This window comes from Ruegeria sp. (genome assembly GCF_965221235.1).
GTDB lineage: Bacteria > Pseudomonadota > Alphaproteobacteria > Rhodobacterales > Rhodobacteraceae > Ruegeria.
This window is the reverse complement of sequence record NZ_CBDCRS010000004.1, coordinates 1348694-1373813: the sequence shown is the minus strand read 5'-3', so window position 1 is coordinate 1373813 and position 25120 is coordinate 1348694. Positions and strand designations below refer to the sequence as shown.

Sequence of the window (25120 nt, the reverse complement as noted above, 5' to 3'; positions counted from 1 at the left end):
GACTCGGGAAGAGGAAAAATCATGTCCGAGAAGAATCTGCCGTCACATGCCCGCGTGGTCATCGTGGGCGGAGGTGTCATGGGGGTCGGTCTGGCCTATCATCTGGCGCATGAGGGGTGGGGCGAGGATACCGTCCTGCTGGAAAAGGCCGAACTGACCAGTGGCAGCACCTGGCACGCGGCGGGCCAGATTACGCATTCGACCTCAAGCTTTGGGCTGGGCAAATGCGTGGATTACAATATCGGGCTTTACTCCGGTCAGCTGGAGGCCGAAACAGGCCAGCCGGTGACATGGCACGGCTGCGGGTCTTTCCGTCTGGCCTATACCGAGGATGAGATGGACTGGCTGCGCCACACCCTGTCGGTGGGTCGCTCGCTGGGCTTCAACATCGAACTGGTTGGCCCTGAGAAGGTGGCTGAGCTGCACCCGTTCTATAATCTCGAAGGCGTATTGGGCGCGCTGCACACGCCGGATGACGGCCATGTGGACCCGACCAACGTGACCATGGCGATGGCGACGGGTGCGCGCCAGAAGGGCGTGCAAATCTTCCGCAACTGCCGCGCCACTGACATCACGCAGGCTGAGAATGGCGAATGGGTGGTGGAAACCGAGAAAGGCACCATCACCTGCGAGCATGTGGTGAACGCAGGCGGCACTTATGCAAGGCAGATGGGTGAATGGTCGGGGCTGCAACTGCCCATGACCTCGATGACCCACCATTATTTCGTGACCGAGCCGGTGCCGGAATTCCAGAACCTGGACAGGGAACTGCCGGTGATCCGCGATGACCGCAAGGTTTCGGGCTATATCCGGATGGAACAGCAGCGCGGGCTGATCGGGATATACGAGAAAGAGAACCCGAACTCGGTCTGGCATGACCATTGCCCGTGGGAATACGAAAACTGGCTGTTCGATGCGGATTACGACCGGGTGATGCCGTGGCTTGAGGAAAGCCTGAACCGCATGCCAATCTTTGCCGAACTGGGTATTCAACGCGACGTACACGGGGCGATCTCGCATCCACCCGACGGTAACCCGCTGATCGGGCCTGCGCCGGGTGTGCGGAACTACTGGTGCTGCTGCGGGACGCAGATCGGTATCGGCTGGGGGCCGGGGCTGACCCGCGAACTGGCGCGCTGGATGGTGCATGGGGCGGCTGACATCTCGATGCGCGAGTATGATCCGCGCCGGTTTGGAAGCTATGCCACCAAGGATTGGCAGGTGATCAAGGCCGAAGAGGATTATTGCCTGCGCCACGAAATCCCCTTCCCGCATTTCAACCGTCTTGAGGGGCGTCCAATCAAGCCGTCCCCGCTGTATGAGCTGCTGAAATCCAAAGGCGCGGTGCATGAGGAAGTCTACGGCTTTGAGCGCCCACGCTGGTTCGCGCGGGACGGTGTGGAACAACGTGATCACTATTCCTTCCGCCGCACCCCCGCCGATGACATGGTTGCGGCCGAGGTCAAAGCAGTGCGCGAAAGCGTCGGTATCATGGATGTCACCGCCTTCACCAAGGTCGAGGTCTCGGGGCCGGACGCCTATGCCCTGCTGGATCGGCTGACTGCCAACCGGATGCCGCAAAAGGTGGGCTCGATCACGCTGACCCATATGCTGAACCGCCGGGGTCGGATTGAGCTGGAGACGACAATTGTCCGCATGGCCGAAGACCGTTTCTATCTGGTCTGTGCCGCTTTCTTCGAACAGCGCCTGCTGGATCATCTTGCGCAACAGCGCGCGGATGAGGATGTGCAGATCACCGCTCTGTCAGCCGACTGGTCGGCCCTGTCGCTGAACGGCCCCCGGTCGCGCGACGTGCTGGCGCGCTGCACCGATGCCGATCTGACCAATGCAGGGTTCCGCTGGTTGTCTGCGCAGGAAATCACCATCGCGGGCCACAATGTCTGGGCCTTCCGCATGTCTTATGCCGGTGAGCTGGGCTGGGAGCTGCACATGCTCAACGCCGCCTGTCTCGACGTTTACAACGCGCTTTGGGCGGCGGGTGAGCCGCACGGCATCACCGACTATGGCAGCTTCGCCATGAACGTGATGCGGATGGAGAAGGGCTTTAAAGGCGCAGGCGAGCTGACCAATGAGGTCACCTTGGCCGAAGCCGACGTGCTGCGCTTTGCTCGTACCGACAAAGAGTATCTGGGCAAGGACAAAACCCTGAACACCGACCTGCCGTGGATTTGCGCCTATCTCGAAATCGAACCGGATGGAGAGATTGACGGCCACGGCGGCGAGGCGGTCATGCTGGACGGACGTGTCGTGGGATCGACCGCTTCGGTGGCGTACGGTCACACAGTCGGTAAAATTCTCGCCTTTGCTTATGTCAAACCCGAAGCGGCGACACCCGGAACCGCGCTTGAAGTCGTGATCCACGGCAAACCCCGTGCCGCGCGTGTGCTGGGCGAACCGGCCTACGATCCGCAGAACCTGCTGCCGCGCACTGACGTCGCGATGGAGACTGCGTAATGAGCCTGCCTGATACGATGAAAGCCATGGTCACGATGGGCCATGGCGATCTGGACCAGATGGTGCTGCACGAAAACTGGCCGCGCCCGGACGCCGCCGCCGGAGAGGTGCTGATCAAGGTCGCGGCCTGCGGTTTAAACAACACTGACGTGAACACGCGGTCCGGCTGGTACTCCAAGACCGTCTCTGAGGCGACCACCGGCGGTGCCTTCGAAGAGGTCGGCGAAGAGGACCCGACATGGGGCGGCGCGCCGATCACCTTCCCCCGCATTCAAGGGGCCGACATCTGCGGGGAAATCGTGGCCGTCGGTGAAGGCGTCGATCCCGCGCGCATCGGCGAACGCGTCATCACCGATGGCTGGCTGCGCGACCCTGCTGACCCGGAAAACATGGACAAGACCGGCTATTTCGGTTCGGAACGAGATGGCGGGTTTGCCGAATACGCGACCACGCTTGCGGTTAACGCCGTGCCGATCAACTCGGACCTGTCGGATGCCGAACTGGCGACGTTCTCTTGTTCTTATTCCACCGCCGAAGGCATGCTGACCCGCGCCAATGTAACCGACAAAGACACCGTTTTGGTCCCCGGAGCCTCGGGCGGTGTCGGCGGTGCGCTGGTGCAACTGGCCAAACGCCGTGGCGCGCGGGTGATCGCAATGGCATCCGAGGCGAAACACGCTGATGTCGCCGAGCTTGGCCCCGACATGATCCTGCCTCGTGCACCAAAAAACCTGCGCGCGGTGCTGGGTGGTGAAAAGATTACGGTTGTGGCCGACGTGGTGGGCGGCCCTTATTGGCCGCATCTGATCGACATTCTCGAACGTGGCGGCCGCTATACCTGTTCCGGTGCTATCGCAGGTCCGATGGTCGAGTTTGATCTGCGCACGTTCTACCTGCGCGACCTGACCTTCACCGGCTCAACCGTGATTGATCCGCAGGTGATGAAGAATCTGGTGACATACATCGAAGCTGGTGAAATCAAGCCCGCGCTTGCCGCGACTTATCCGCTGGAGGAATTGCGCGAAGCGCAGGCCGCATTCATCGCCAAGCAGCATACCGGTAATATCGTGGTGGTCCCATGACGCTGGATGACGTTCTGGAAGCCGCGCGGCAATTGCATCAGGCGCATCCTGATCTGGCCGCGTTCGGGGCGTGGCCGTCGGATGTTTCGACAGCCGATCTTGCACCGAACCACGTTCCCGCAACCGATCTGGTACGGGACTTTGATCTTGCGGGCAGTGACCTGACTCAAAAGCTGATTGATGCGGTGAAAGCGACCACCTATCTGGCGCATTGGAAACAGACCTATTCCGAGGATGAGGTCGGGGCCGAATTCCTGCGCAACTACGGGTATTATGAATTGTTTGGCCCCACCGGACATTTCCACTCGACCCAGTTGCGGGGTTATGTCGGGTATTGGGGTCCCGGTCTGAACTATGACTGGCACAGCCATCAGGCCGAAGAGCTGTATCTGACACTTGCGGGCGGTGCGACGTTCTGCGTTGACGGGGACGAGACTTTTGTTGGCCCGAACCAGACGCGGCAACACCAAAGCTGGCAAAGCCACGCGATGGTCACGACGGATCAGCCGATCCTGACTTTTGTTCTTTGGCGCGGCGAAGGAATGGGCGACCTGCCCAGAATGGATGCCGCATGAAGATCACCCGTATCCGCATCTACCAGACCGGGCTGCCTTATGTGGGCGGGGCTTACGTCTGGGGGGCGGGCAACGCGATTAAAACGGCGATTGCCTCGGTTGTGGTGATCGACACCGACGCCGGTCTGCAAGGGTGCGGTGAGTTCACGCCCTGCGGTGAAAACTACATGGTTGCCCATTCCGAGGGCGTCACGGCGCTGGCGCGTCTGGTTGCTCCAAAGCTGTTGGGTGAAGATCCGCGACAGGTGGGCCGGATCGAACAGTTGATGGATCATCTGGTGCAGGGGCACGGATACGCCAAGGCGCCGTTCGATGCGGCCTGCTGGGATATTCTGGGGCAAGCCTGCGATCAGCCGGTCTGGATGCTGCTGGGTGGCAAGTTGACCGACGGTGCTCCGATGTACCGGGTCGCGCCGCAAAAACCGGTGGATGAAACCGTGGCCGAGATGAACCGCTATCGCGAACAAGGGTATCGGCAGTTTCAGGTCAAGGTCGGGGGTGATTGGGCCACCGATATCGACCGAATCCGCACCACAGTGCCTTTGCTGAAACCGGGCGAAAAAGCGATGGCCGATGCCAATCAGGGCTGGCGCGTCGACAATGCGATCCGGGTGGCGCGGGCCACACGCGATCTGGATTTCATCCTCGAACAGCCCTGCCGCACCTACGAAGAATGCCAACAGGTCCGCCGTGTGGCCGAACAGCCGATGAAGCTGGATGAATGTGTCACTGGCATCCACATGGCTCAACGCATCGTGGCAGATCGCGGGGCCGAAATCTGCTGCCTGAAAATCTCGAACCTCGGCGGGCTCAGCAAGGCACGGCGGGTGCGGGACTATCTGGTCGACAACCGCATCCCCGTGGTCAGCGAGGACACCTGGGGCGGAGAGATCACAACCTCGGTCGTCGCCCATTTTGCGGCCTCGACGCCGCCCGAGTATCTGCAAAACACGACCGATCTGATGAACTACAACACCCGATCGACCGGAATCGGCGGTCCTGTGTCGCGGAATGGCAAGCTTTATGCCTCGGACGCGCCTGGATTGGGGGTGACGCCTGATTTCAATAGCCTCGGCGCGCCGGTGGCGGAGTACAATTTATGAAGATCAAGACCATCACCATTTACCACGTGGATCTGCCGTTGGAGCATCCCTATTGGCTTTCAGGTGGGAGGCTGAAATTCGAGACTCTCGATGCAACGATTGTGAAGATCGAAACGGATGCAGGATTGATAGGCTGGGGTGAAGGCACCCCGTGGGGCCATACCTATGTGCCCGCACATGGTCCGGGTATCCGCGCCGGGATTGAGACGATGGCCCCGTTCATTCTGGGGCTCGATCCGCGCAAGGTGCTGGACGTCGAGCGAGCGATGGACCTTGCTTTGCCCGGCCACCTCTATGCCAAAAGCCCGATTGACATGGCCTGCTGGGATATTGCCGGTCAGGCAGCGGGCTTGCCAATAGCCGATCTGATGGGCGGAGGGTCAAGGACGCCGCGCCCGATTGCGTCCTCGGTCGGGGCGAAAACAATCGAAGAAACCCGTGAGGTTATGGAACGCTATCGCAGCCGCGGCTACGTCGCGCATTCGGTGAAGATTGGGGGCGATGTCGAGCGTGACATTGCCCGCGTCCGCGACGTTGAAAGTATCCGGCGACCGGGTGAGATTGTCCTCTATGACGTCAACCGAGGTTGGACCCGGCAACAGGCTCTGCGCGTGATGAGCGCCTGTGAGGACCTGAACGTCATGTTCGAGCAGCCCGGCGAGTCGCTGGATGATATTGCAGCAATCTCGGGCCGTCACGCCTCGCCCGTATCCGTGGATGAAAGCCTCGTGACCTTGCAGGACGCCGCCCGGATCGCCCGCGACGGTCTGGCCGAAGTGTTCGGGATCAAGCTGAACCGCGTTGGCGGTCTGACCAAAGCCGCGCGGATGAGGGACATCGCGCTGGCCCATGGCATCGACATGTTCGTTATGGCCACCGGGGGCTCGGTTCTGGCCGATACAGAAGCGCTGCATCTGGCGGCGACTATCCCCGACGACAATTGCCACGCCGTCTGGGCCTGTCAGGACATGATCACTGTGGACATCGCAGGCGGGCGTGGTCCCCGCAATATCGACGGCCACCTGCACCTGCCGGAAACGCCGGGGCTTGGCGTGCATCCAGACGAGGATGCGCTGGGTGAGCCGGTCGCGGAGTACGGAAAATGACGCAAGGAAACGGTATGCAATTGTATGCTGAATTATTGAAATTTGCGGCTATCACCCCTATGTTAATGAAAATAAGTAATAATTTTAGGGGCAAATATGGACGTATCTCACGTTATTGTTGCAGTCGTCGCACTGGGAATCGGGGTGGTGATTGGTCAGAACCGCAAACGGAAGGACGCCGATTCAATCTTTGGCAGCGTTCAACCCCCGCAACAAAGCGGCAAGTCGGAGCAGGGCAAAGGGGATATGTCTGCCGGGATGCGTCTTTTTGCGTCGATTTTTCTGTCTGGCTGGCTCATCGCATGGACTGCAGGGATTTTGATGGCGTTCTCAACCTTTGCCTCCGCCGGGGGCGGAGCCTCGCTGTTTGTGTTCGGATGGTTGATCGCGGCTATCGCCGGTTGGTTTTGGGCGGTCTATACGCTGTGGAAGCTGGTAACCGGGCGGCCCGTAAAACTGCGCGGTTGGAACTGACGCCGCCGCTTACGGCTATCGGAGCGCGGACATGAAGATCACCAAGTTAACGCTGTGGTCCGTCGATCTGACCAGCCATGAGACCTATCACATGGCCGAAGGCAAGACCTGCGCGACCGTGACCTCTCATATCCTGTGCCTTGAAACGGATACCGGCCTGCAAGGCTGGGGAGAGGTCTGTCCGATCCCGCACTACCTTCCGGCCTATGCCGGGGGCGTTGCAAGCGCGGTAACAGAGATGGGGCCGGAAATTCTGGGCATGTCCCCGTTCGGTGTGGATGCGCCAATGCGCAAACTTGATGGGTTCCTGCAAGGGCATCTTTATGCCAAGTCCATTGTCGACCTTGCGTTGTGGGATCTGTTCGGCAAGGCTACCGGCCAGCCGGTCTATGCCCTGTTGGGCGGGCGGACGCGCAAGGACATGCCGCTCTATCATTCGATCACCTGTATCGCCCCGGATGAGATGGCGCGGATCGCTCAGACGGCCTATCAGACCGGCATTCGCCAGTTTCAGGTCAAGTTGGGGGTCGAAGGCGACTGGCAGGCCGATGCTGAACGCCTGATCAAAGTGCGCGAGGCTGTGGGGCCGGGGCCGCTGGTCTATGGCGACTGGAACTGCGGCGCGTCGCGTTTGCAGGCCACCCGGACGGGCCGTGCAGTTGCGCATCTGGATATGATGCTGGAGCAGCCCTGCAAAACGCTGGAAGACTGCGCCGCTGTTCGTCAGGCCACGGGCCTGCCCATGAAGATCGACGAGAACGCATACGATCTGCCCTCGCTAATGCGCGCGCATGAGTTGGGCTGCATGGACGCGGTAGCCCTGAAGCTCTCTAAATTCGGTGGATTGTCGGCGATGCGCCGGGCGCGGGATTTGACCTTACAGCTGGGGGCCGAGATTTGCGCCGAATGCACCTGGGGATCGGATGTCGTCACTGCTGCTGCGCTGCACTTTGCGGCTTCGACCCCGCATGGATCGCTGCTGAACACCTGTGATCTGGCGTCCTATGTCGCGCCCCGAATCTGCCCCGGTGCACCCAACCGTGACAACGGCAGGATTGCGCCGCCCGAAGGTCCGGGGTTAGGTGTTGTGCCAGACCCGGACGTCCTTGGTTCCCCGATATTGGAGATCGTGTGAGATGCTGAAAATAAACACTCAATCCGAATGGATTGCCCGCGCCAACGCCGTTCTGCCCGCCGGAGGCTTCGGAAACTTTGACCCCGGTATCATCATCTCGCGTGGTGACGGCAGCCATGTCTGGGATGAAGACGGCAACGAGTATATCGACTACCTGATCGGCTCGGGTCCGATGCTGCTGGGTCATGGCAACCCCGAGGTGATGGAGGCGGTGCTGGAGCAACTGCCCAAGGGCATGACCTTCTTCGCCAACAATGCCAAAGGCATCGAACTGGCCGAAGCCATCATCGACGCCGTGCCCTGCTGTGAACAGGTCCGCTTTGTCGCTTCGGGTGGTGAGGCGGATATGTATGCGATCCGTCTGGCCCGCGCTTATACCGGGCGTGACAAGATTCTGAAATTCGAAGGCGGCTATCACGGCATGAGCGCCGAGGCGCAGATGAGCCTTGCCCCCAGCCGTCAGGTTAATTTCCCACAAGCCGTGCCGGACAGCGCAGGCATCCCCGCAGGCGTGGCCGAGCAGATGCTGGTTGCGCCGTTCAATGACCTTGAGGCCGTGGCCGCCCTGCTGGACGAACATGATGATGTGGCCGCAATCATGGTTGAGCCGCTGCAACGGATCATTCCGCCCACGCCCGGATACCTGCAAGGCCTGCGGGACCTGTGCGACAAGCACAATGTCCTGCTGATCTTCGACGAGATCGTCACCGGTTTTCGTCTGGCGTATGGCGGTGCGCAGGAAAAATACGGCGTAACGCCGGATATCTGCACATTGGGCAAGATCACGGGCGGCGGCTTCCCTCTGGCCGCGTTGGGCGCAAGCGCTGACATCATGAAGCATTTCGACAAAGCTCAGGTCGGTGAGGAAGGCTGGCTGATGCAGCTGGGTACTTTGTCCGGCAACCCCGTGGCCTCGGTTGCGGGTCTCAAGACGATGGAGATTCTGCGGCGTGACGGTATCTATGACCAGCTGCGCGCCACGGGGGCGGCATTGCAGCAGATGCAGGTGGACGCGTTGACCAAGGCGGGCATTCCGCATCAGATCGTCGGAGATGAGACTTTGTTCGATGTCTATTTCACCGATGCCGCCTGCCGGGACTATCGCAGCGCCAAGCATGATGATCCCCGTCGCAGCGTGGTTTACAACGACAACCTGCGCGCGAATGGTATCTTCAAAGCTCCGGGCAAGCTCTATCCGTCGCTGGCTGTGACCGAGGCTGATCTGGAACAGACACGGGCAGCCGTTGAAAAGGCGGTTAAGGCGATCAGCGCGATCTGAGTTCGGACTGCCAGAAAAGAAATCGGGCCGCTGTCGAACCACGACAGCGGCCCTTACCGAATGGTTCTGCGGGTCAGGACTCGCCCCCTCGAATACCACTTAAAAGATAAAACAGACCTAAACTTTTCGACTTTTTCGAGACCAACCCTGCGTCTCACTCGGTATGTCACCTTGATGCCCTATCCCGGGGCCGTCCACAGTGAAACAGTTCACATTACACAAACTTTTTTCATTTTCTCCAATCGAAGAACCCTGGGCCCGCCCGTTTCAGCAGGGTTTCGGCCATCGCACGGCCCATATCAGCGCCGTCTTCGATGGTGCCGGTCAATTCCTCGGCAATCGCCTCTGACCCGTCGGGGCGCAGTACCTCTCCACGCAGTCGCAGTCGGTTCTCGTGAACCTCGGCCAGCCCGGCAATCGGTGTTTCGCAAGATCCGTCCAACGCCGCCAATAGTGCGCGTTCGGCCAACAGGCGCTGGCCGGTTTCGGCGTGATGAATGGCCTCCAGCATACCAGCAGCACGGGAATCGTCACTGCGCCGTTCGATGCCGATGGTCCCTTGCGCGATGGCGGGCAGCATGTCTTCGGGCGCAATGGCGGTGGCGGGGACGTCCGCCATATTCAGGCGGCGGATACCGGCCATCGCCAGAAACGTGCAATCCGCCACGCCATTGGCCAGTTTCTTCAACCGGGTCTGAACATTGCCGCGAAACTCGACCACGTTCAGGTCAGGGCGCCGGTTCAGCAACTGGGCCCGGCGGCGCAGCGATGACGTACCGACCACTGCGCCTTGCGGCAGGTCATGGATCGAGTTGAGGCTGGGCGAGATAAACGCATCACGCACGTCTTCGCGCGGCAGGAAGGTGTCCAGCACCAGACCGTCTGGCTGTTCCACGGGCATGTCCTTGGTGGAATGCACTGCGATGTCGATATCGCCGCGCAGCATCGCCTCTTCGATTTCCTTGGTGAACAGACCCTTGTTGCCGATCTCTTTCAGCGGGCGGTCGGCGTCGATCATGGCGCGATTGTCGCCGGTGGTCTTGATCACCACGATTTCGAACGCCTCATCCGGCAGATCAAATGCGGTCCCCAGTCGTTGCCGGGTTTCATAAGCTTGCGCCAAAGCCAGAGGCGAGCCACGTGTGCCGATTTTCAGCGGTGATGCGGGAGAAGGCAGGGTCAGTGTCATAAGCCAAGCTTTAGTCGCGTCACATTGCCCTGACAATGGGGGCAGAGCTTGACAAATTGCCACTGAGGGCCGACCCGTTGCGGCAAACCAGACGATTGGGGACAACAATGGCCGAGACAAAGAAACTGCTGCGGGCACTGGCGGGTGAGGTGCAGGATGTGCCTCCGATCTGGATGATGCGTCAGGCCGGGCGGTATCTGCCAGAATACCGCGCCACCCGCGCGCAGGCCGGGGACTTCCTATCTCTGTGCTACAATCCCGAACTGGCGGCCGAGGTGACCTTGCAACCGATCCGGCGTTATGGGTTCGACGCGGCGATTTTGTTTGCCGACATCCTGCTGGTGCCGCAGGCGCTGGGCGCGGATTTGTGGTTTGTCACCGGAGAGGGCCCACGCCTGTCAACTATCACGCAGCAATCAGAGTTTGACGCGCTGAAGCCGGTTGAAGAAATCCACGAAACTCTGTCGCCTGTTTACGAAACAGTCCGCATCCTGTCGCGGGAGTTGCCGTCCGAGACAACTTTGATCGGGTTTGCTGGTGCGCCCTGGACGGTGGCCACTTATATGATCGCCGGGCGCGGGACACCGGATCAGGGACCGGCCCATGCGCTGCGCGAGGAAAACAACGCCTTGTTCGAGGCGCTGCTGGAGCGGATCACTCTGGCGACGATCGAGTACCTCTCGGCCCAGATTGAGGCCGGGGCTGAAGTGGTCAAGATCTTCGACAGCTGGGCCGGGTCGTTGAAGGGGGAGGCGTTCCAGAAATACGCCGTTGAGCCGTGCCGCGTGATTACGCAGGCGATCAAGGAACGTCATCCGGGCATTCCGGTGATTGGTTTCCCGCGCGAGGCCGGGGATGGCTATATCGGCTTTGCCAAGGCGACCGGCGTGGATTGTGTCGCGCTGGACAACTCGGTGTCGCCGGACTGGGGGGCCGAGCACGTGCAGGTCGATGGATGTGTGCAGGGTAATCTGGCCTCGTCGCATATGGTGACCGGCGGGCAGGCTCTGGTCGATGAAACGCGGCGGATTGTCGAGGCGTTTTCAAAAGGGCCGCATATTTTCAATCTGGGGCATGGGATTACGCCGGATGCGGACCCGGAGAACGTGCAGCTGATGATCGACACCGTGCGCGGGCGATAAAAGGGAAGGGGGCCAGCCCCTTTCTTGGCCTGCGGCCAATTCATCCCCCGAGGTATTTCTGGCCAGATGAAGAGCGGACCGGTTTTGCTTGGCAGGGCCGGACGCGATTGACCTTTTGGCAAAAATGCTCAGAACACTGTGCGTAAGTGATCTGTTCCCTGCTGTCATCGCAAGATAAGGTCCGGGCCAGAACGGGGACGACGTATGACCACCATTTTGTCCATTAAGAACTTGCGCAAATCCTATGCCGACGGGTTTGAGGCGCTGAAAGGCGTGTCGCTAGAGATTGAAGAGGGCGAGATTCTTGCGCTGCTGGGACCAAACGGGGCGGGCAAGACGACTCTGATCTCGACCATCTGCGGAATTACCACGCCGACCTCGGGTTCGGTGACGGTGGGTGGCCACGACATTCTGACCGACTTTCGTGCCGCGCGCCGGATGATCGGGCTGGTGCCGCAGGAAATCGCGTTGGAGCCGTTTGAAAAGGTTTGGAACACGGTTCGCCTGTCCCGCGGGTTGTTCGGATATGGTCGCGACGATGCGCGGATTGAAGAGATTCTGCGCAAGCTGTCTTTGTGGGACAAGCGCAAGAATGCGATCAAGGAACTGTCGGGCGGTATGAAACGCCGGGTGTTGATCGCCAAGGCTTTGGCGCACGAACCTCGCGTGCTGTTTCTGGATGAGCCCACCGCAGGTGTAGATGTCGAGCTGCGCAAGGATATGTGGGAGATCGTGGGCGAGCTGAAACAGGCCGGTGTGACCATCATTCTGACCACGCATTACATCGAAGAAGCCGAAGCCATCGCCGACCGTATTGGCGTCATCGACAAGGGCGAGTTGCTGCTGGTGCAGGACAAAGACACGCTGATGGCTCAGATGGGTAAAAAACAGATCGAGGTGATGCTGGCCGATCCGATCCAGACCATTCCTGAGTGTCTGGCGGCGCATAATCTGGTGCTGAACGGCAACGGTGATGCGCTGGTCTATACCTATGACACCCATGCTGACCGCACCGGGATCACAACGCTGTTGAATGATGTGGCACAGGCCGGGCTGGTGTTGCGCGACGTGCAGACCCGGCAGTCGAGTCTGGAAGAGATTTTCGTCAATCTGGTGTCGGGAGAGCCTGCATGAACTGGTCCGCCATTGCCGCCATCTACCGGTTCGAAATGGCCCGGTTCTTTCGCACTATGGCGCAAAGCTTTGTGTCCCCTGTCCTGTCGACCTCGCTGTATTTCGTCGTCTTCGGCACCGCCATCGGCAGCCGCATTCAAGAGGTCGAGGGTGTGTCTTACGGCGCGTTCATCGTTCCGGGGCTGATCATGCTTTCGGTCGTGATGCTGTCGATCTCAAACGCCTCGTTTGGGATTTACTTCCCCAAGTTTCTGGGCACGATTTACGAATTGCTGTCCGCTCCCGTAAATTTTATCGAAATTGTGATCGGCTATGTGGGGGCCTCGGCCACCAAGGCGCTGTTTGTGGGCTTGGTCATTCTGGCTACGGCCACTTTCTTTGTGGATTTACGCATCGAACACCCGTTTGCGATGGCGGCATTTCTGATCCTGACCTGCCTCAGCTTTTCTTTGCTGGGATTCATCATCGGTATTTGGGCCAGTAACTTCGAACAAATGTCGCTGGTGCCGCAGCTTGTGGTGACGCCTCTGATCTTTCTGGGTGGGACGTTTTATTCGATTTCAATGCTACCCCCGGTCTGGCAGACGATCACATTGTTCAACCCGGTGGTATATCTGATCTCGGGGTTTCGCTGGTCGTTTTACGGGTTGGCGGACGTGCCGATCGGGCTCAGCCTGCTGGCCATTCTGGCTTTTACCGGGCTGTGTCTGGGCATCATCTGGTGGATCTTCAAAACCGGCTGGCGGATACGCAGTTAAGCAACAGGTGGGCGTTGCATTTTTGCCCACTGACCTCAGGAAATGTGTTCACGTCGCGTTTTACGCAGCGGCGCTCTCTTGTTTACCGGTTGGGCGCACTCTACATCGGCATCCATGAAACTCAGCCTGCCGTTTGTCAAAAAGCAACCTGTTGTGGCCGTTGTGCGCCTGTCCGGAGCCATAGGGATGTCCGGGCGTGGGTCGATGTCCGACACCGCTCTGGCCCCTGTGCTGGAGAAAGCCTTTCGCAAAGGTAAACCCGCCGCCGTCGCGCTTGAGGTCAACTCGCCCGGTGGATCGCCGGTGCAGAGTTCACTGATCGGGGCCCGTATCCGACGGCTGTCCGAAGAGCTCGACGTGCCGGTTTTTGCGTTTGTCGAGGATGTGGCGGCATCCGGCGGTTATTGGCTGGCAGCCGCTGCGGATGAAATTTACGCCGATGACAGTTCAGTTCTGGGGTCGATTGGGGTGATATCGTCAAGCTTTGGCGCGCATGTCCTGCTGAAACGGCAGGGTATTGAACGGCGCGTGCATACGGCGGGCGAGTCGAAATCTATGCTCGACCCGTTTTCACCGGAAAAGAAAGAGGATGTCGCCCGGCTGGAAGCACTGTTGACCGATATCCATGAGAACTTCATCGCCCATGTCAAAGCCCGGCGCGGTATGCGGCTGGACGAAACTCAGGACCTGTTCACTGGTGAAATCTGGCTGGCGCGGCGCGCGCAGGAACTGGGATTGATCGACGGCATTGCGCATCTGAAACCCAAGATGCAGGAACGCTTTGGCGACAAGGTCAAATTCCGCCGCTACGGCCTGCGCAAACCGCTCTGGTCGCGGTTTGGCGCGTCTCTGGCGCAGGACGCCATCGCCGGGCTTGAGGAGCGCGCCGCCTACGCGCGTTTCGGTTTGTGACGTGATTATCAAGATTGTCACCCTCTTCCTGATTGCCATGGGGGTCCTGGCGATGTTCGGAAAGCTGCGCTTTCCGGGGCAGAAGCGGTTGCAATCGCAAAGATGCCCGCGCTGCGGGCGGTTCAGGATCGGTAAAGGCCCCTGCGCCTGCGAAAAAGGAGGCCGTTCATGACGGCATGGCTGTTATCCGGCCTTGGATTGCTGATCCTGCTGCTGGCGGGCGACGCGCTGGTGCGGGGCGCGGTGAACCTGAGCCTGCGCATGGGTGTGCCCGCGCTGATCGTCAGCCTGACGATTGTGGCTTTTGGAACGTCAGCCCCTGAGCTGCTGATCGCCATCAGCGCGATCAAGGAAAACGCGCCCGGCATTGCGTTGGGCAACGTGGTCGGGTCGAACACGGCGAATATCCTGCTGGTTCTGGGATTGCCCGCGTTATTGGCGACACTGCACACCAGCGAATGCGATAGCCGCAGGAACTATGTCTTTATGCTGTTGGCCTCGGTGCTGTTCATCGGGCTTGCTTTCTGTGGCGTGTTCAACCTGTTCAGCGGGGCCATTCTGCTGGCGGCCTTGGCGCTGGTTCTGTGGAATGCCTTCCGCGAAGCCAAAGCCCATCGCAGAGCCTGTGGCGAAGCGTGCGAGGATGAGGAAGAACTGGACGGTCTGGAAGAGGCCGATCCGAACATGCCGTACTGGAAGATCTCGATCTATCTGGTTCTGGGCCTGATCGGGCTGCCCATGGGCGCGCATCTGTTGGTAGAAAACGCAACCGAGATCGCCCGCACCTATGGCATTAGCGAGACGGTGATTGGCTTGACGCTGGTCGCGGTCGGAACATCTCTGCCCGAGCTGGCAACGACCGTAATGGCGGCCCTGCGGCGGCAGGCGGATGTCGCGCTCGGCAATGTGATCGGGTCGAATATGTTCAACCTGCTGGCCATTGTCGGCATTGCCACTCTGGTTGGCCCCATTCCCGTCGACCCGGAATTCCTTGAGTTCGATCTTTGGGTCATGCTGGGCGCGTCACTGCTGCTGATCCCGTTCGTGTTTTTCAAAAAAGATATCACGCGGGTTTGGGGCGTGGTGTTGACAGTTTTGTATGCGGTCTACGTCATCGCTCTGTTGGCGTGATTTGACTGAGAGGTAGCCCCATGACCCGAGCCTTAGTGACCGGTGCCGGAATTCGACTTGGCCGGGCAATGGCTCTGTATCTGGCGCAACGTGGGTTTGATGTGGCGGTGCATTATGCGACCTCTGAACAACCTGCTTTGGAGACTGTGGCTGAGGTCGAGGCGCTGGGGCGCAAAGCGGTTGCCCTGCAGGCCGATCTGCTGGACGAAGCACAGGTCAGTGCGTTGCTGCCCCGTGCGGCTGAGGCGCTGGGCGGGCCGATCACCTGTCTGGTCAACAACGCCTCGATCTTTGAATATGACAACATCCAAACGGCCACACGGCAAAGCTGGGACCGCCATATGGACAGCAATCTGCGCGCGCCTTTCGTGTTGACGCAGGCGATGGCGGAACAGGGGCTGACACCTGAAACAGACGACGCCGGAGAGCCTGTGGCCACGGGCTTGATCGTGAACATGGTTGACATGCGGGTGCGCAAGCTGACGCCCGAGTTCATGTCCTACACCATCGCCAAGATGGGTCTATGGGCGCTGACCCGTACTGCGGCACAGGCGCTGACACCCGCGATCCGCGTCAACGCAATCGGGCCGGGACCGACCATGCAGGGCCATCGTCAGAGCGAGGCTCACTTCAAGGCACAACGCGCGAACACGGTTCTGGAGCGGGGGGCCAACCCGTCGGATATCACCGCGGCACTGGGCTATTTTCTGGACGCTCACGCCGTTACCGGGCAGCTTTTGTGCGTGGATGGCGGGCAGCATCTGGGTTGGCAAACGCCGGATGTTCTGGGCGTAGAATAGGTAAAATCGCTGCAAGTTTTGCACCGCTCTCATTCGCGTTACCTGCACGTTACAAAAATGTCTTTTTTTTCATATACTTGCCATGTGTAGGAAAAAATATCATGGCTCAGTTCGCAAATTGTGTGCATGAGGTCCCAATCGCGGTCGCGAGACAGGATCTGGCCGATGATTTCAGCAGGTCACACCGTTCGAACCATCGCAGGTAGTTTTCGAGGTATTTGCTCGAAACGCCGCGATAGCGGCGCAGGAAGTCCTTCAACCCACTGTGCCGATTGTTGGCTGTTTGTATGTGAGCCACCCCACGCACCCGTTCACCGGCGGACTGGTTCAATGCTTCGTGTCTGACCCCAAGTGACTTGGCGCAGGGCGGGTAAACGTTGTTTCCATCAGTGACCAGAAGGATGTCATCATCAATCCGGGGTTCCAGAACGCTGTGTATGCTGTCAGCTGTGACAGATGGAAGGACGGAACACGCCGTTGTGCCGCCTCGGTCCACGGCAACCAATATCGGAACCTGTTCGTCTGACAGACCGCGCTTGCTGGCCTTGCCGCCCCTGCGGCGCGCCTTGCGATCAAGTTTGCGATCGCCCTTGCGGCTCTTGAGAACATAGGTCTCGTCGGCTTCGACAATGCCCTTGAGTTTTGGAGGGTCCTGGTCCTTCGTGCCTAAAAATCGGTGCCGCCAACGAAACGCCGTAGAGACGGCAAAATTACAGCGCTTTGCAGACGCGCGAACGGTCAGCCCATCCGCAAGGCAGCCCCCAAAGGCGAGCCATCTGTCCTTCTTGTGCAGGCCCTGTAAAGCCGTGCCCGTTGCCGCGTTGAAAGTCTTGTTGCAGGCCTTGCATTGATACCGCTGTAGCCCTCGGGCCTTGCCCCGCGAAACCGCGCCAGGCGTGCCACAATGCGGGCACTCACGGTCCTCGGCGACGCGCGCTTCGATCGCTGCCAGCGAAGCGGATGGCTCAGTTTCCCCCAGCAACACAGCCTGTGCTTGCTGCCTCTGCGCCAGACTGAGACCGTCTATGCGGGATAACCACTCCTGAAACTGCTTGTGATCCACTGTCAATACCTCCTCGATTTTCCCAAGATCATATCAGAAACGTGAAGCTTGCATACGATTTACGAACTGAGCCAATATCATTTAAAAACAATGCGCTAATATAGTGCCTAATTTTTGTGCAAATCAAAGAATCCTTAATGAAACAAGGGTCATCCGCGATCGTGGGAAACTTATCTTCATAGTTATCCACAGAAACCGTGGATTTGTTTTCTCTTGATCTGAGGGACGCAAGATTGCAGCCATGGACAGAGAATCATATCTGAGGCTCATGACCACCGAAAGCGAATCCTCCCCGACCGGCTATGCCTGCATTCAGCGTTATGTGAAAACGCTGGACAGCTCGCCCGGTGTCTATCGGATGCTGGATGCAGACAGCCGGGTTCTGTACGTGGGCAAGGCGCGGAACCTGAAGGCGCGGGTGTCGAATTATACGCGTCCGGGTCATTCGGGGCGGATCGAGAAGATGATCGCCTTGACCGCCTCGATGATGTTCCTGACCACGCGGACCGAGACCGAAGCGCTGCTGCTTGAGCAGAACCTGATCAAGCAGCTCAAGCCCAAGTACAACGTGCTGCTGCGGGACGACAAAAGCTTTCCGAACATTCTGGTCGCCAAGGATCATGCCTATCCGCAGATCAAGAAACATCGCGGAGCGAAGAAGGAAAAGGGCGCGTATTTCGGCCCCTTCGCCAGCGCCGGTGCGGTGAATCGGACGCTGAACCAGTTGCAAAAGGCGTTCCTGCTGCGGAACTGCTCGGATTCGATGTTCGACAGTCGCACGCGGCCCTGCCTGCTGTATCAGATCAAACGCTGTTCGGGGCCATGCGTTGGGCTGATCTCGGAAGCCGATTACCGCGAAAGCGTCAAGGATGCGGAACGCTTCCTGTCGGGCCGTTCGACCAAGGTGCAAGAGGAGTTGGCCGAGCAGATGATGGCCGCGTCCGAGGCGATGGAGTTCGAACGCGCCGCCGGTTTGCGCGACCGTATCCGGGCGCTGACGCAGGTGCAGACCTCGCAGGGTATCAACCCGCGCGGTGTCGCCGAGGCGGATGTGATCGGGCTCTATATGGACAGCGGGCAGGCCTGCGTTCAGGTGTTTTTCATTCGCGCGAACCAGAACTGGGGGAACAAGGACTTCTACCCTCGGGTCGGGGCGGATGTGTCCCCGGCTGAGGTGATGGAGGCTTTCCTAGGTCAGTTCTACGACAACAAGGAACCGCCGCGGCAGCTGATCCTGTCCGATGCCATCGAGAATGCCGACCTGATGCAAGAGGCGCTGTCCGAAAAAGCCGGGCGCAAGGTGGAAATCCTTGTGCCTCAGCGCGGCGAGAAACAGGAACTGGTTGCTGGTGCCTTGCGCAATGCACGCGAGTCCCTTGCGCGCCGAATGTCGGAAAGTGCTACACAGGCCAAGTTGCTGCGCGGTGTGGCAGAGGCGTTTGATCTGGATAACCCACCAAGACGGATTGAGGTCTATGACAACTCTCATATCCAAGGCACCAACGCGGTGGGTGGGATGATCGTCGCGGGCCCTGAGGGCTTCATGAAGAACGCCTATCGCAAGTTCAACATCCGCGGCGATGACCTGACGCCCGGCGATGACTTTGGCATGATGAAAGAGGTTCTGACCCGCCGCTTCACCCGTCTGCAAAAGGAAGACCCGGATCGCGATAAGGGCATGTGGCCCGACCTTCTGCTGATCGACGGCGGGGCCGGGCAGGTGAGCGCTGTGCACGAGATCATGGTCGAGCATGGCGTCGAAGACATCCCGATGGTCGGTGTCGCCAAGGGTGTCGACCGTGACCATGGCAAGGAAGAATTCCACCGCATAGGCCAGCGACCTTTCGCGCTGAAACGCAATGATCCTGTGTTGTACTTTGTACAACGGCTACGGGATGAGGCGCACCGCTTTGCCATTGGCACGCACCGTGCCAAACGGGCCAAGGCGGTGGGTGCGACACCGCTGGACGAAATCCCTGGCGTGGGCGCGGCGCGTAAACGCGCGTTGCTGACTCATTTCGGAAGCGCCAAGGCGGTTAGCCGGGCCAACCTGGCGGATCTGAAAGCGGTCGAAGGTATCTCAGCCGGGCTGGCGCAGAAGGTCTATGATTTCTTCCACGACAAGGGCTAGGCCCGCCGTCCGCGCCACAGGATATACAGCCCCGATGCCACGATCAGCGCGCTGCCGATCCACATGGTCTGGTCCAGACGTTCTCCGAAGAACACCACACCCAAGGCAACTCCGAACAGCAGGCGGGAATAGCGGAACGGGGTAACGGCCGAGACCTCGCCCGTGCGCATTGCTTTCATCAGTGAGGCATAGGCGGCGGTGCCCATCAGGACGGCTCCGGCCACGTGCAGCCCGGTGTGCAGGTCCACGGCGGCAACTGGCGCGCCCTCCCAGAACCGATAGGCAAGACCGGCAACGATGATGCAGAGAAAGCCGTAAAAGCCCAACACCTCAGTGCCAAGGGTTGCCGGGGCTGCCCGGCTGGCCAGATCGCGTCCGGCAAAACCCAGCATCCCCAGCACAGCGAGCAGCGAGAGCGCGGAAAAGCTGTCTCCGGTCGGTTGGATGATGATCACCACGCCGATAAGCCCAACTAGAATAGCGCTCCACCGTCGCCAGCCGACGGTCTCGCCAAAGACCAGCGCCGCTCCGGCGACGACGACCAGTGGCGTGGCTTGCAGGATCACGGTGGCGGCAGACAAGGGCGTCAGCGTGATCGCCAGCACATAGAACAGTCGTCCGAGGATTTCGAACAGCACCCGCACCTTCATCGGTCGTGACAGGACGTCGGGCTGAAACAGGTTTGTGCCACGTATCAAGGCCACTGCCGCAAAGATGGCGGACCCGCCCACCCCGAACAGGATCAGGATCTGCCAGATTGGCAGTGCCGCAGACGCACCTTTCAGCAATGCGTCCTCCAGCGCAAAAAGCGCCATGGCCGAGATCATCCAGGCGCTGCCGATCAGGTTGGAGCGGGGGTCGGTTTGAATATGGACCGTCATGTCTTTGCCGTGTTGGAAACCAAGCGCCAATCTGACCGCAAAGCACCCGCGCGCCAAGGGGGTATCCTGCTGAGAGTTTCCGCTTGCGACCCTTTGACCTTCAGCGCTGCAACCGCCTGTGATCGGGTCAGATTTTTGCCAAGCTGCCTTTAATGTCTGGAACCGGCAAGGTAATGTCCAGACCATGAAGTGGAACCTGCCCAATATTCTGACCGTGCTACGCCTGCTCGCAGCCCCCGGTCTGGCCGTAATGTTTCTGTATTTCACCCGACCATATGCGGACTGGTTTGCTTTGGTGCTGTTCCTGTCAGCGGCCATCACCGATTGGTTCGACGGCTACCTGGCGCGGGCATGGAAGCAGGAGACCAAGATCGGAGCCATGCTGGACCCCATAGCCGACAAGGCGATGGTGGTGATCGCGCTGATGATCCTGGTGGGCTATTCGAATGAAAACTGGACCCCCTGGCTGGTGCTGCCTGCGACCGTGATCCTGTTCCGCGAGGTGTTCGTCTCCGGCCTGCGGGAATATCTGGGCGATACCGCCGGGACATTGAAAGTGACGAAGCTGGCCAAATGGAAAACCACCGCTCAGATGGTGGCGATCGCAGTTCTGTTCTCGCAGGGTATCTTTGAACACTACTTTGTGATGGGCACTTTCGGAATGAACCCGGAACTGATTGATCAGGCGCTGACCGGGCAGATTGACGATGCAAATCACCTGCGCTGGCATCTTGAGGGGATGTTCTGGTCTGGTCGTATCGGGCTGTGGCTGTTGTGGATTGCCGCGACGCTGACATTGATCACCGGCTACGACTACCTACGTAAAGCCATGCCCCATCTGAAGGAGAGCTAAGCGATGGACGTGCTGTATTTCGCCTGGGTCCGCGAACGGATCGGCCTGCCGAAAGAGAACGTCGAGACCGAGGCGACAACTGTATCCGAGTTGGTCGCCGAACTCAGCGCGCGTGAAGATCGTTACGCCGCAGCTTTTGCCGATCTGTCCGCGCTGCGCGTCGCGTTGGATCAGGAGCTTTCCGATTTCGATGCCTCGCTCACTGGTGTGCGCGAAGTGGCATTCTTTCCACCCATGACCGGTGGCTGACATGCGCGTCGTGGTTCAGGAAGAGGCATTCGATCTGGGGGCCGAGGCCAACGCCTTTGCTGCCGGGGATGACGCCAACGGGGCCATTGTGACCTTCACCGGCGTGGTCCGCGATCTGGCCTCGGGCGATCTGGATGTGATGGAGATCGAACACTACCCCGGCATGACCGAACGCGCCCTGACAAAAATCGCCGAAGAGGCGCAGACGCGATGGTCCTTGGGCGATGTGCTGGTGATCCATCGCCACGGGCGTCTGGCGCCGGGCGACCGGATCATGATGGTCGCCACCGCCGCGCGGCACCGCAAGGATGCGTTTGAGGCGGCGGAGTATCTGATGGACTACCTCAAATCCCGCGCGCCGTTCTGGAAGAAAGAGATCACGAACGCCGGTGCCGAATGGGTTGCCGCGAAGGATGAAGACGAAGACGCGCTGACCCGTTGGTGATCAGATCAGCCGTGTTCACTTCATCAGATTGCTGAGCTCGGCATCTGGAATCGCGTCAGCCGCATACCCGAATGTACCTTTCGATTTCACTTCTTCCGCAGCCCGTCTCAGCGCGCCAAACGCCGCGCGTGCGAAAGATCCGCCAACGCTGATGCGCCGCACGCCTGCGTCAGACAAGTCAGAGACGGTATAGGTCGGTCCGCTTAATCCCATCAGAACATTCACCGGTTTGTCGACTTCGCGGCAGACGGTCCTGATTGCGTCCAGATTCGGCAGGCCGGGGGCATAAAGCACGTCTGCTCCCGCGTCGGAGTACAATTGCAATCGTTTGATCGTATCGCCTAAATCGGGGCATCCCCACAGGTAGTTCTCTGCCCGTGCAGTCAAAAGGAACGGTAAGTGCGCTGACGTTTCCGCAGCGGCTTGAATGCGATCAACCGCTTCGTGCAGACCATATATCGGGGCATCGGAATCGCCCGTGGCATCCTCGATCGATCCACCAACCAGGCCGATCTCTTCCGCCATACGGATTGTTTCAGCGCAGTCTTCGGGCGCGTGCCCAAACCCGCCCTCAAGGTCGGCAGAGACGGGCAGGGCGACAGCGTTGGCGATATCTGACGCATTGGCCAACAGTTCATCCCGGCTCAGTTCTGCGCAGGAATCGCGTTTGCCTTGGGAATAGGCATATCCCGCACTGGTCGTGGCCAGCGCGTCAAAGCCCATACCGGCCAGCAGCTTTGCCGAGCCCGCATCCCAAGCATTGGGCATCACGAAAGCCTTTTGTCCGAAATGCAGGTTCTTGAAATGGTCGAACTGAATCTGTTGTCGTGACATTGGTCGCCCCCAAGTTTCGGGATGACCTTACCGAGGTGAGAACGTAATGAGAACAAAAAAGCGTAAGCGCTCGGTTAGGGCGCTTAATCCGCGTTATTGATCCGACCGCGCAGTTCTTCGGCCTCTTGCCGGGCGGCGCGTAGCCCGTCCATGGCGGCGGCGAGTTCGGCTTCGGTCTGGGTCAGTTGATTGGTCAACTCGGCCTCGCGCTGTTGCAGGTAGGTAATGGCCTGATCGCGGGTCTCTTCAGCCTCGTGCAGTTCCTGGCTCATACGGTCCAGATCGGCCACGTCGCTTTGGCGCACGCGTGACAGGCGGTGGGCCAGCCAGTTGGCGAACCAGCCCATACAGAAGGCCCCGAACAGGATGACGGCTGTGGCGATGATGAATTCAATACGGTTCAACTTACTGGTCCTCTGCATCCGCTTCTGATGCGGTCGTGTCCGGCTGCTCGGCGCTGGTCGTCTCGGCCTCAAGCGCTTCCAGCCCGGTTTCCGAGGGTTCCACGGATTCGGGGCGTATCAGGCGGAACTCGATACGGCGGTTTTCTTCACGACCCTCTTCGGTATCGTTATCTGCGATGGGCTGCGTTTCGCCATAGCCTACGGCGGTGTAACTGGCGGTTGGAATGCGGCGGCCACGCAACTCGTTCAGGATGGATTGCGCCCGCGCCTGGCTGAGCTGCTGGTTCATTTCTTCGCGGCCCTGACTGTCGGTATGGCCCTGTATCTCAAGCCGGATCGGGCCGCATTCCCGCAGGATGTCGGCGATCTGGTTGACCGTATCGCGCGAGTCGGACGCGACAGTGGCCGAGCCGGGTTCAAACGCGATCTTGGTGGCCGACTGGACCTCGGCGATCCGTTCCTCGCACACCTCGGGGTCAGGTAGTTTGTCGGCGGGTTCGGGCGGTTTCTGATAGGTGATCGACAGGGTGAAGTCCTGCGCATCGCCCAGTTTCTCGGACAGCAGGCCAGCGATCTGAGCCTTGGTGTCAGGGTCATGGCTGACCCCGGTCAGGACAAGATCGTCGGGGGTGACCGTCAGCGCGCCGTTATGCAGTTGGGCCAGCACCTCAAGCCCGGTCAGAACCCGCACGGGCCAGCCCGCGGGCAAACCATCGGCCTCGACCCGTGTGGCGGTATGGACCTGCTCCGAACCAAAGGCTGCTCGGGCATAGCTGTCGATCATATCGCGCTGGGTCTCGTCCCCCAGACGCCCGCGCATCTGTACCAACCCTTCTGGGCTGCGCGTAGCGGTGAATTCGGGCGGACCGACCTCGCCCTCCGTTTCAGGCGCCGGGAGGATGGCGTGCAGCGCAAAGACCGGGGGCAGGGTGTTTTCAAGCTCACCCACGACGCGGTCAAACACTCCGGTGTCCGTACCTTGGGCCGCGGCCAGGGTGATATCGGCATCCGACATGGTCACCGACCCGCCACCTAGCTCGGCCAGCGCGCGAATGCTGAGGATGGCAGCCTCGGGCCAGCGGGGCGAGGGAACGCCCAGACCGATGGTGCAGGTGTAAGGCCCGGTCAGGCCAGCCTCTTGCGCGGCGGCGACAATCTCGTCACGGGCCTTTTCGTCCTGGGCTGAGCAGGCATCGAACTGGCCGCCCGCGTCACTAATCAGGAACCGCATGGTAAAAGGTGTAATCACAGGGCGCGGGGCCGAGATCGACAGGCCGATCCGCAGGCTCGGTGGCGCGGCGCGGGTCAGGTCGCGTTCCAGCCGTTCTTTTTCCTGCTGATTGTCCGCAATAGCAGTGATTTTGACCAGTCCGGGGCTGGCCGAGATTTTGGCACGTGGCAGGCTGTTCAGTGCCTCAACCGCATAGCGGATCGCATCGTCCCAGCCTTTGGGTTTGGGATAATCCGCCGTTTCCATCAGATCGGAAACGCTGCCCGTGGCGTCCAGATCGCGCAGCAGGTCCATCAGCGCCTCGCGATCCTCGCTGGCGGGGATCAGGCCGATCACGGAAATGCCGCTGTCATTGCGCAGGATCTCTGCTGAGAAGCGTGGGGCAGCCAGTTGGGTCGTTGGCGCGACCTCCATTTCGTCGATCACGCGCGAGGTATCGACCTCGGTGCCTGCCGCTGTCAAAGCGTTGAAGCGGGTGGCCTCATCCGTGGCGGTGCCGGTCAGAACTACGCGCAGCCCATCCGAATGCACCTCGGCCCAGTCATGGCCTTTCAGGTCCAGCGCGCGGCGCACTGCGAATTCCGAGGACTCTTCAACCTTTGTCACCGCATAGCTGGCGGCCACCAGGCACAGGCCCGCCGACACGAGAAAGATTAGGGCAACGGCAAAGACATAGGGCAAACGCATGTGTGGGCTATCGACTCCTCAAGCGATTGGGCGAACTCTTACAGAGC

The 25120-nt window shown here is 59.9% G+C and carries 24 protein-coding genes; 18 read left to right on the top strand and 6 right to left on the bottom strand.

Going from position 1 to position 25120, the window contains the following annotated elements; genetic code table 11:
- Nucleotides 1-21 precede the first annotated feature (21 nt).
- The 8 genes from ACOQOY_RS09975 to ACOQOY_RS09940 all read left to right on the top strand — a co-directional run bounded on the left by ACOQOY_RS09975 (nucleotide 22) and on the right by ACOQOY_RS09940 (nucleotide 9229).
- Nucleotides 22-2475: an FAD-dependent oxidoreductase gene (locus ACOQOY_RS09975; protein WP_420585287.1), complete on the top strand. Its 2454-nt coding sequence runs from the start codon at nucleotides 22-24 to the stop codon at nucleotides 2473-2475.
- Nucleotides 2475-3557: an alcohol dehydrogenase family protein gene (locus ACOQOY_RS09970; RefSeq protein ID WP_420585286.1), complete on the top strand. Its 1083-nt coding sequence runs from the start codon at nucleotides 2475-2477 to the stop codon at nucleotides 3555-3557. The genes ACOQOY_RS09975 and ACOQOY_RS09970 overlap by 1 nt, the downstream gene beginning before the upstream one ends.
- Complete coding sequence (locus tag ACOQOY_RS09965; RefSeq protein ID WP_420585285.1) at nucleotides 3554-4132, top strand: dimethylsulfonioproprionate lyase family protein; 579 nt, start codon at nucleotides 3554-3556, stop codon at nucleotides 4130-4132. The genes ACOQOY_RS09970 and ACOQOY_RS09965 overlap by 4 nt, the downstream gene beginning before the upstream one ends.
- Nucleotides 4129-5235, top strand: a complete 1107-nt coding sequence (locus ACOQOY_RS09960; RefSeq protein ID WP_420585284.1) for a mandelate racemase/muconate lactonizing enzyme family protein — start codon at nucleotides 4129-4131, stop codon at nucleotides 5233-5235. Before ACOQOY_RS09965 ends, ACOQOY_RS09960 begins: the two co-directional genes overlap by 4 nt.
- Nucleotides 5232-6341, top strand: coding sequence for a mandelate racemase/muconate lactonizing enzyme family protein (locus ACOQOY_RS09955; RefSeq protein WP_420585283.1), 1110 nt, complete (start codon nucleotides 5232-5234; stop codon nucleotides 6339-6341). Before ACOQOY_RS09960 ends, ACOQOY_RS09955 begins: the two co-directional genes overlap by 4 nt.
- A gap of 96 nt (nucleotides 6342-6437) precedes the next feature.
- Nucleotides 6438-6815, top strand: a complete 378-nt coding sequence (locus ACOQOY_RS09950) for a hypothetical protein (protein WP_420585282.1) — start codon at nucleotides 6438-6440, stop codon at nucleotides 6813-6815.
- Between the two features lie 31 nt (nucleotides 6816-6846).
- On the top strand, nucleotides 6847-7950 hold the full coding sequence (locus ACOQOY_RS09945) for a mandelate racemase/muconate lactonizing enzyme family protein (RefSeq protein ID WP_420585281.1): 1104 nt from the start codon (nucleotides 6847-6849) through the stop codon (nucleotides 7948-7950).
- A gap of 1 nt (nucleotide 7951) precedes the next feature.
- A complete protein-coding gene (locus tag ACOQOY_RS09940) occupies nucleotides 7952-9229 on the top strand; it encodes an aspartate aminotransferase family protein (protein WP_420585280.1) in 1278 nt (425 codons plus the stop codon).
- A gap of 229 nt (nucleotides 9230-9458) precedes the next feature.
- Here the strand turns inward: ACOQOY_RS09940 and hemC are convergent, their stop codons facing one another.
- Complete coding sequence (gene hemC, locus ACOQOY_RS09935; protein WP_420585279.1) at nucleotides 9459-10418, bottom strand: hydroxymethylbilane synthase; 960 nt, start codon at nucleotides 10416-10418, stop codon at nucleotides 9459-9461.
- Nucleotides 10419-10525: 107 nt separating this feature from the next.
- Between hemC and hemE the strand changes: the two genes are divergently transcribed.
- From hemE to ACOQOY_RS09905, 6 genes are all read left to right on the top strand, one after another.
- Nucleotides 10526-11560 carry a uroporphyrinogen decarboxylase gene (gene hemE, locus ACOQOY_RS09930; protein WP_420585278.1) on the top strand — a complete coding sequence of 345 codons (1035 nt, stop codon included), beginning with the start codon at nucleotides 10526-10528 and terminating at the stop codon, nucleotides 11558-11560.
- A gap of 204 nt (nucleotides 11561-11764) precedes the next feature.
- Entirely contained in the window at nucleotides 11765-12694 is a 930-nt protein-coding gene (locus ACOQOY_RS09925; RefSeq protein WP_420585277.1) for an ABC transporter ATP-binding protein, read from the top strand.
- Nucleotides 12691-13452 (top strand): ABC transporter permease, encoded by a 762-nt coding sequence (locus ACOQOY_RS09920; RefSeq protein ID WP_420585276.1) that lies wholly within the window; start codon nucleotides 12691-12693, stop codon nucleotides 13450-13452. The genes ACOQOY_RS09925 and ACOQOY_RS09920 overlap by 4 nt, the downstream gene beginning before the upstream one ends.
- Nucleotides 13453-13566: 114 nt before the next feature.
- Nucleotides 13567-14364 (top strand): S49 family peptidase, encoded by a 798-nt coding sequence (locus ACOQOY_RS09915; protein WP_420585275.1) that lies wholly within the window; start codon nucleotides 13567-13569, stop codon nucleotides 14362-14364.
- Nucleotides 14365-14532: 168 nt separating this feature from the next.
- Nucleotides 14533-15495 carry a calcium/sodium antiporter gene (locus ACOQOY_RS09910; RefSeq protein WP_420585274.1) on the top strand — a complete coding sequence of 321 codons (963 nt, stop codon included), beginning with the start codon at nucleotides 14533-14535 and terminating at the stop codon, nucleotides 15493-15495.
- A gap of 20 nt (nucleotides 15496-15515) precedes the next feature.
- Nucleotides 15516-16295: an SDR family oxidoreductase gene (locus tag ACOQOY_RS09905; protein ID WP_420585273.1), complete on the top strand. Its 780-nt coding sequence runs from the start codon at nucleotides 15516-15518 to the stop codon at nucleotides 16293-16295.
- A 106-nt stretch (nucleotides 16296-16401) separates the two neighbouring features.
- Here the strand turns inward: ACOQOY_RS09905 and ACOQOY_RS09900 are convergent, their stop codons facing one another.
- Nucleotides 16402-17358 (bottom strand): IS1595 family transposase, encoded by a 957-nt coding sequence (locus ACOQOY_RS09900; RefSeq protein WP_420584042.1) that lies wholly within the window; start codon nucleotides 17356-17358, stop codon nucleotides 16402-16404.
- A 241-nt stretch (nucleotides 17359-17599) separates the two neighbouring features.
- Here ACOQOY_RS09900 and uvrC point away from each other — a divergent pair, with 241 nt between their 5' ends.
- On the top strand, nucleotides 17600-19489 hold the full coding sequence (gene uvrC, locus ACOQOY_RS09895) for an excinuclease ABC subunit UvrC (protein ID WP_420585272.1): 1890 nt from the start codon (nucleotides 17600-17602) through the stop codon (nucleotides 19487-19489).
- Here the strand turns inward: uvrC and ACOQOY_RS09890 are convergent.
- Nucleotides 19486-20370, bottom strand: coding sequence for a DMT family transporter (locus ACOQOY_RS09890; RefSeq protein WP_420585271.1), 885 nt, complete (start codon nucleotides 20368-20370; stop codon nucleotides 19486-19488). The two genes, uvrC and ACOQOY_RS09890, sit on opposite strands and share 4 nt — an antisense overlap.
- Nucleotides 20371-20554: 184 nt before the next feature.
- Between ACOQOY_RS09890 and pgsA the strand changes: the two genes are divergently transcribed.
- From pgsA to ACOQOY_RS09875, 3 genes are read left to right on the top strand one after another with little or no spacing between them, the layout of a single operon-like run.
- A complete protein-coding gene (pgsA, locus tag ACOQOY_RS09885; protein ID WP_420585270.1) occupies nucleotides 20555-21223 on the top strand; it encodes a CDP-diacylglycerol--glycerol-3-phosphate 3-phosphatidyltransferase in 669 nt (222 codons plus the stop codon).
- Between the two features lie 3 nt (nucleotides 21224-21226).
- Entirely contained in the window at nucleotides 21227-21472 is a 246-nt protein-coding gene (gene moaD, locus ACOQOY_RS09880; RefSeq protein WP_420585269.1) for a molybdopterin converting factor subunit 1, read from the top strand.
- 1 nt (nucleotide 21473) lies between these two features.
- Nucleotides 21474-21917 carry a molybdenum cofactor biosynthesis protein MoaE gene (locus ACOQOY_RS09875; protein ID WP_420585268.1) on the top strand — a complete coding sequence of 148 codons (444 nt, stop codon included), beginning with the start codon at nucleotides 21474-21476 and terminating at the stop codon, nucleotides 21915-21917.
- Nucleotides 21918-21932: 15 nt separating this feature from the next.
- On the opposite strand, the gene ACOQOY_RS09870 is transcribed toward ACOQOY_RS09875, so the two are convergent.
- From ACOQOY_RS09870 to ACOQOY_RS09860, 3 genes are all read right to left on the bottom strand, one after another.
- Nucleotides 21933-22751, bottom strand: a complete 819-nt coding sequence (locus ACOQOY_RS09870) for an isocitrate lyase/PEP mutase family protein (RefSeq protein WP_420585267.1) — start codon at nucleotides 22749-22751, stop codon at nucleotides 21933-21935.
- Between the two features lie 83 nt (nucleotides 22752-22834).
- A complete protein-coding gene (locus ACOQOY_RS09865) occupies nucleotides 22835-23155 on the bottom strand; it encodes a hypothetical protein (protein WP_420585266.1) in 321 nt (106 codons plus the stop codon).
- A gap of 1 nt (nucleotide 23156) precedes the next feature.
- Entirely contained in the window at nucleotides 23157-25073 is a 1917-nt protein-coding gene (locus tag ACOQOY_RS09860) for an OmpA family protein (RefSeq protein WP_420585265.1), read from the bottom strand.
- Nucleotides 25074-25120: the final 47 nt, after the last annotated feature.

Excerpts from the sequence above, each read along its gene's own strand:
- ACOQOY_RS09890 (WP_420585271.1), bottom strand. The coding sequence starts at position 20,370 with ATGACGGTCCATATTCAAACCGACCCCCGCTCCAACCTGATCGGCAGC.
- pgsA (WP_420585270.1), top strand. The coding sequence starts at position 20,555 with ATGAAGTGGAACCTGCCCAATATTCTGACCGTGCTACGCCTGCTCGCA.
- ACOQOY_RS09955 (WP_420585283.1), top strand. The coding sequence starts at position 5,232 with ATGAAGATCAAGACCATCACCATTTACCACGTGGATCTGCCGTTGGAG.
- ACOQOY_RS09975 (WP_420585287.1), top strand. The coding sequence starts at position 22 with ATGTCCGAGAAGAATCTGCCGTCACATGCCCGCGTGGTCATCGTGGGC.
- ACOQOY_RS09940 (WP_420585280.1), top strand. The coding sequence starts at position 7,952 with ATGCTGAAAATAAACACTCAATCCGAATGGATTGCCCGCGCCAACGCC.
- uvrC (WP_420585272.1), top strand. The coding sequence starts at position 17,600 with ATGGACAGAGAATCATATCTGAGGCTCATGACCACCGAAAGCGAATCC.
- ACOQOY_RS09910 (WP_420585274.1), top strand. The coding sequence starts at position 14,533 with ATGACGGCATGGCTGTTATCCGGCCTTGGATTGCTGATCCTGCTGCTG.
- hemE (WP_420585278.1), top strand. The coding sequence starts at position 10,526 with ATGGCCGAGACAAAGAAACTGCTGCGGGCACTGGCGGGTGAGGTGCAG.
- ACOQOY_RS09920 (WP_420585276.1), top strand. The coding sequence starts at position 12,691 with ATGAACTGGTCCGCCATTGCCGCCATCTACCGGTTCGAAATGGCCCGG.
- ACOQOY_RS09875 (WP_420585268.1), top strand. The coding sequence starts at position 21,474 with ATGCGCGTCGTGGTTCAGGAAGAGGCATTCGATCTGGGGGCCGAGGCC.
- ACOQOY_RS09965 (WP_420585285.1), top strand. The coding sequence starts at position 3,554 with ATGACGCTGGATGACGTTCTGGAAGCCGCGCGGCAATTGCATCAGGCG.
- ACOQOY_RS09860 (WP_420585265.1), bottom strand. The coding sequence starts at position 25,073 with ATGCGTTTGCCCTATGTCTTTGCCGTTGCCCTAATCTTTCTCGTGTCG.
- ACOQOY_RS09970 (WP_420585286.1), top strand. The coding sequence starts at position 2,475 with ATGAGCCTGCCTGATACGATGAAAGCCATGGTCACGATGGGCCATGGC.
- ACOQOY_RS09905 (WP_420585273.1), top strand. The coding sequence starts at position 15,516 with ATGACCCGAGCCTTAGTGACCGGTGCCGGAATTCGACTTGGCCGGGCA.
- ACOQOY_RS09960 (WP_420585284.1), top strand. The coding sequence starts at position 4,129 with ATGAAGATCACCCGTATCCGCATCTACCAGACCGGGCTGCCTTATGTG.
- ACOQOY_RS09945 (WP_420585281.1), top strand. The coding sequence starts at position 6,847 with ATGAAGATCACCAAGTTAACGCTGTGGTCCGTCGATCTGACCAGCCAT.
- ACOQOY_RS09915 (WP_420585275.1), top strand. The coding sequence starts at position 13,567 with ATGAAACTCAGCCTGCCGTTTGTCAAAAAGCAACCTGTTGTGGCCGTT.
- hemC (WP_420585279.1), bottom strand. The coding sequence starts at position 10,418 with ATGACACTGACCCTGCCTTCTCCCGCATCACCGCTGAAAATCGGCACA.
- ACOQOY_RS09925 (WP_420585277.1), top strand. The coding sequence starts at position 11,765 with ATGACCACCATTTTGTCCATTAAGAACTTGCGCAAATCCTATGCCGAC.
- ACOQOY_RS09870 (WP_420585267.1), bottom strand. The coding sequence starts at position 22,751 with ATGTCACGACAACAGATTCAGTTCGACCATTTCAAGAACCTGCATTTC.
- moaD (WP_420585269.1), top strand. The coding sequence starts at position 21,227 with ATGGACGTGCTGTATTTCGCCTGGGTCCGCGAACGGATCGGCCTGCCG.
- ACOQOY_RS09950 (WP_420585282.1), top strand. The coding sequence starts at position 6,438 with ATGGACGTATCTCACGTTATTGTTGCAGTCGTCGCACTGGGAATCGGG.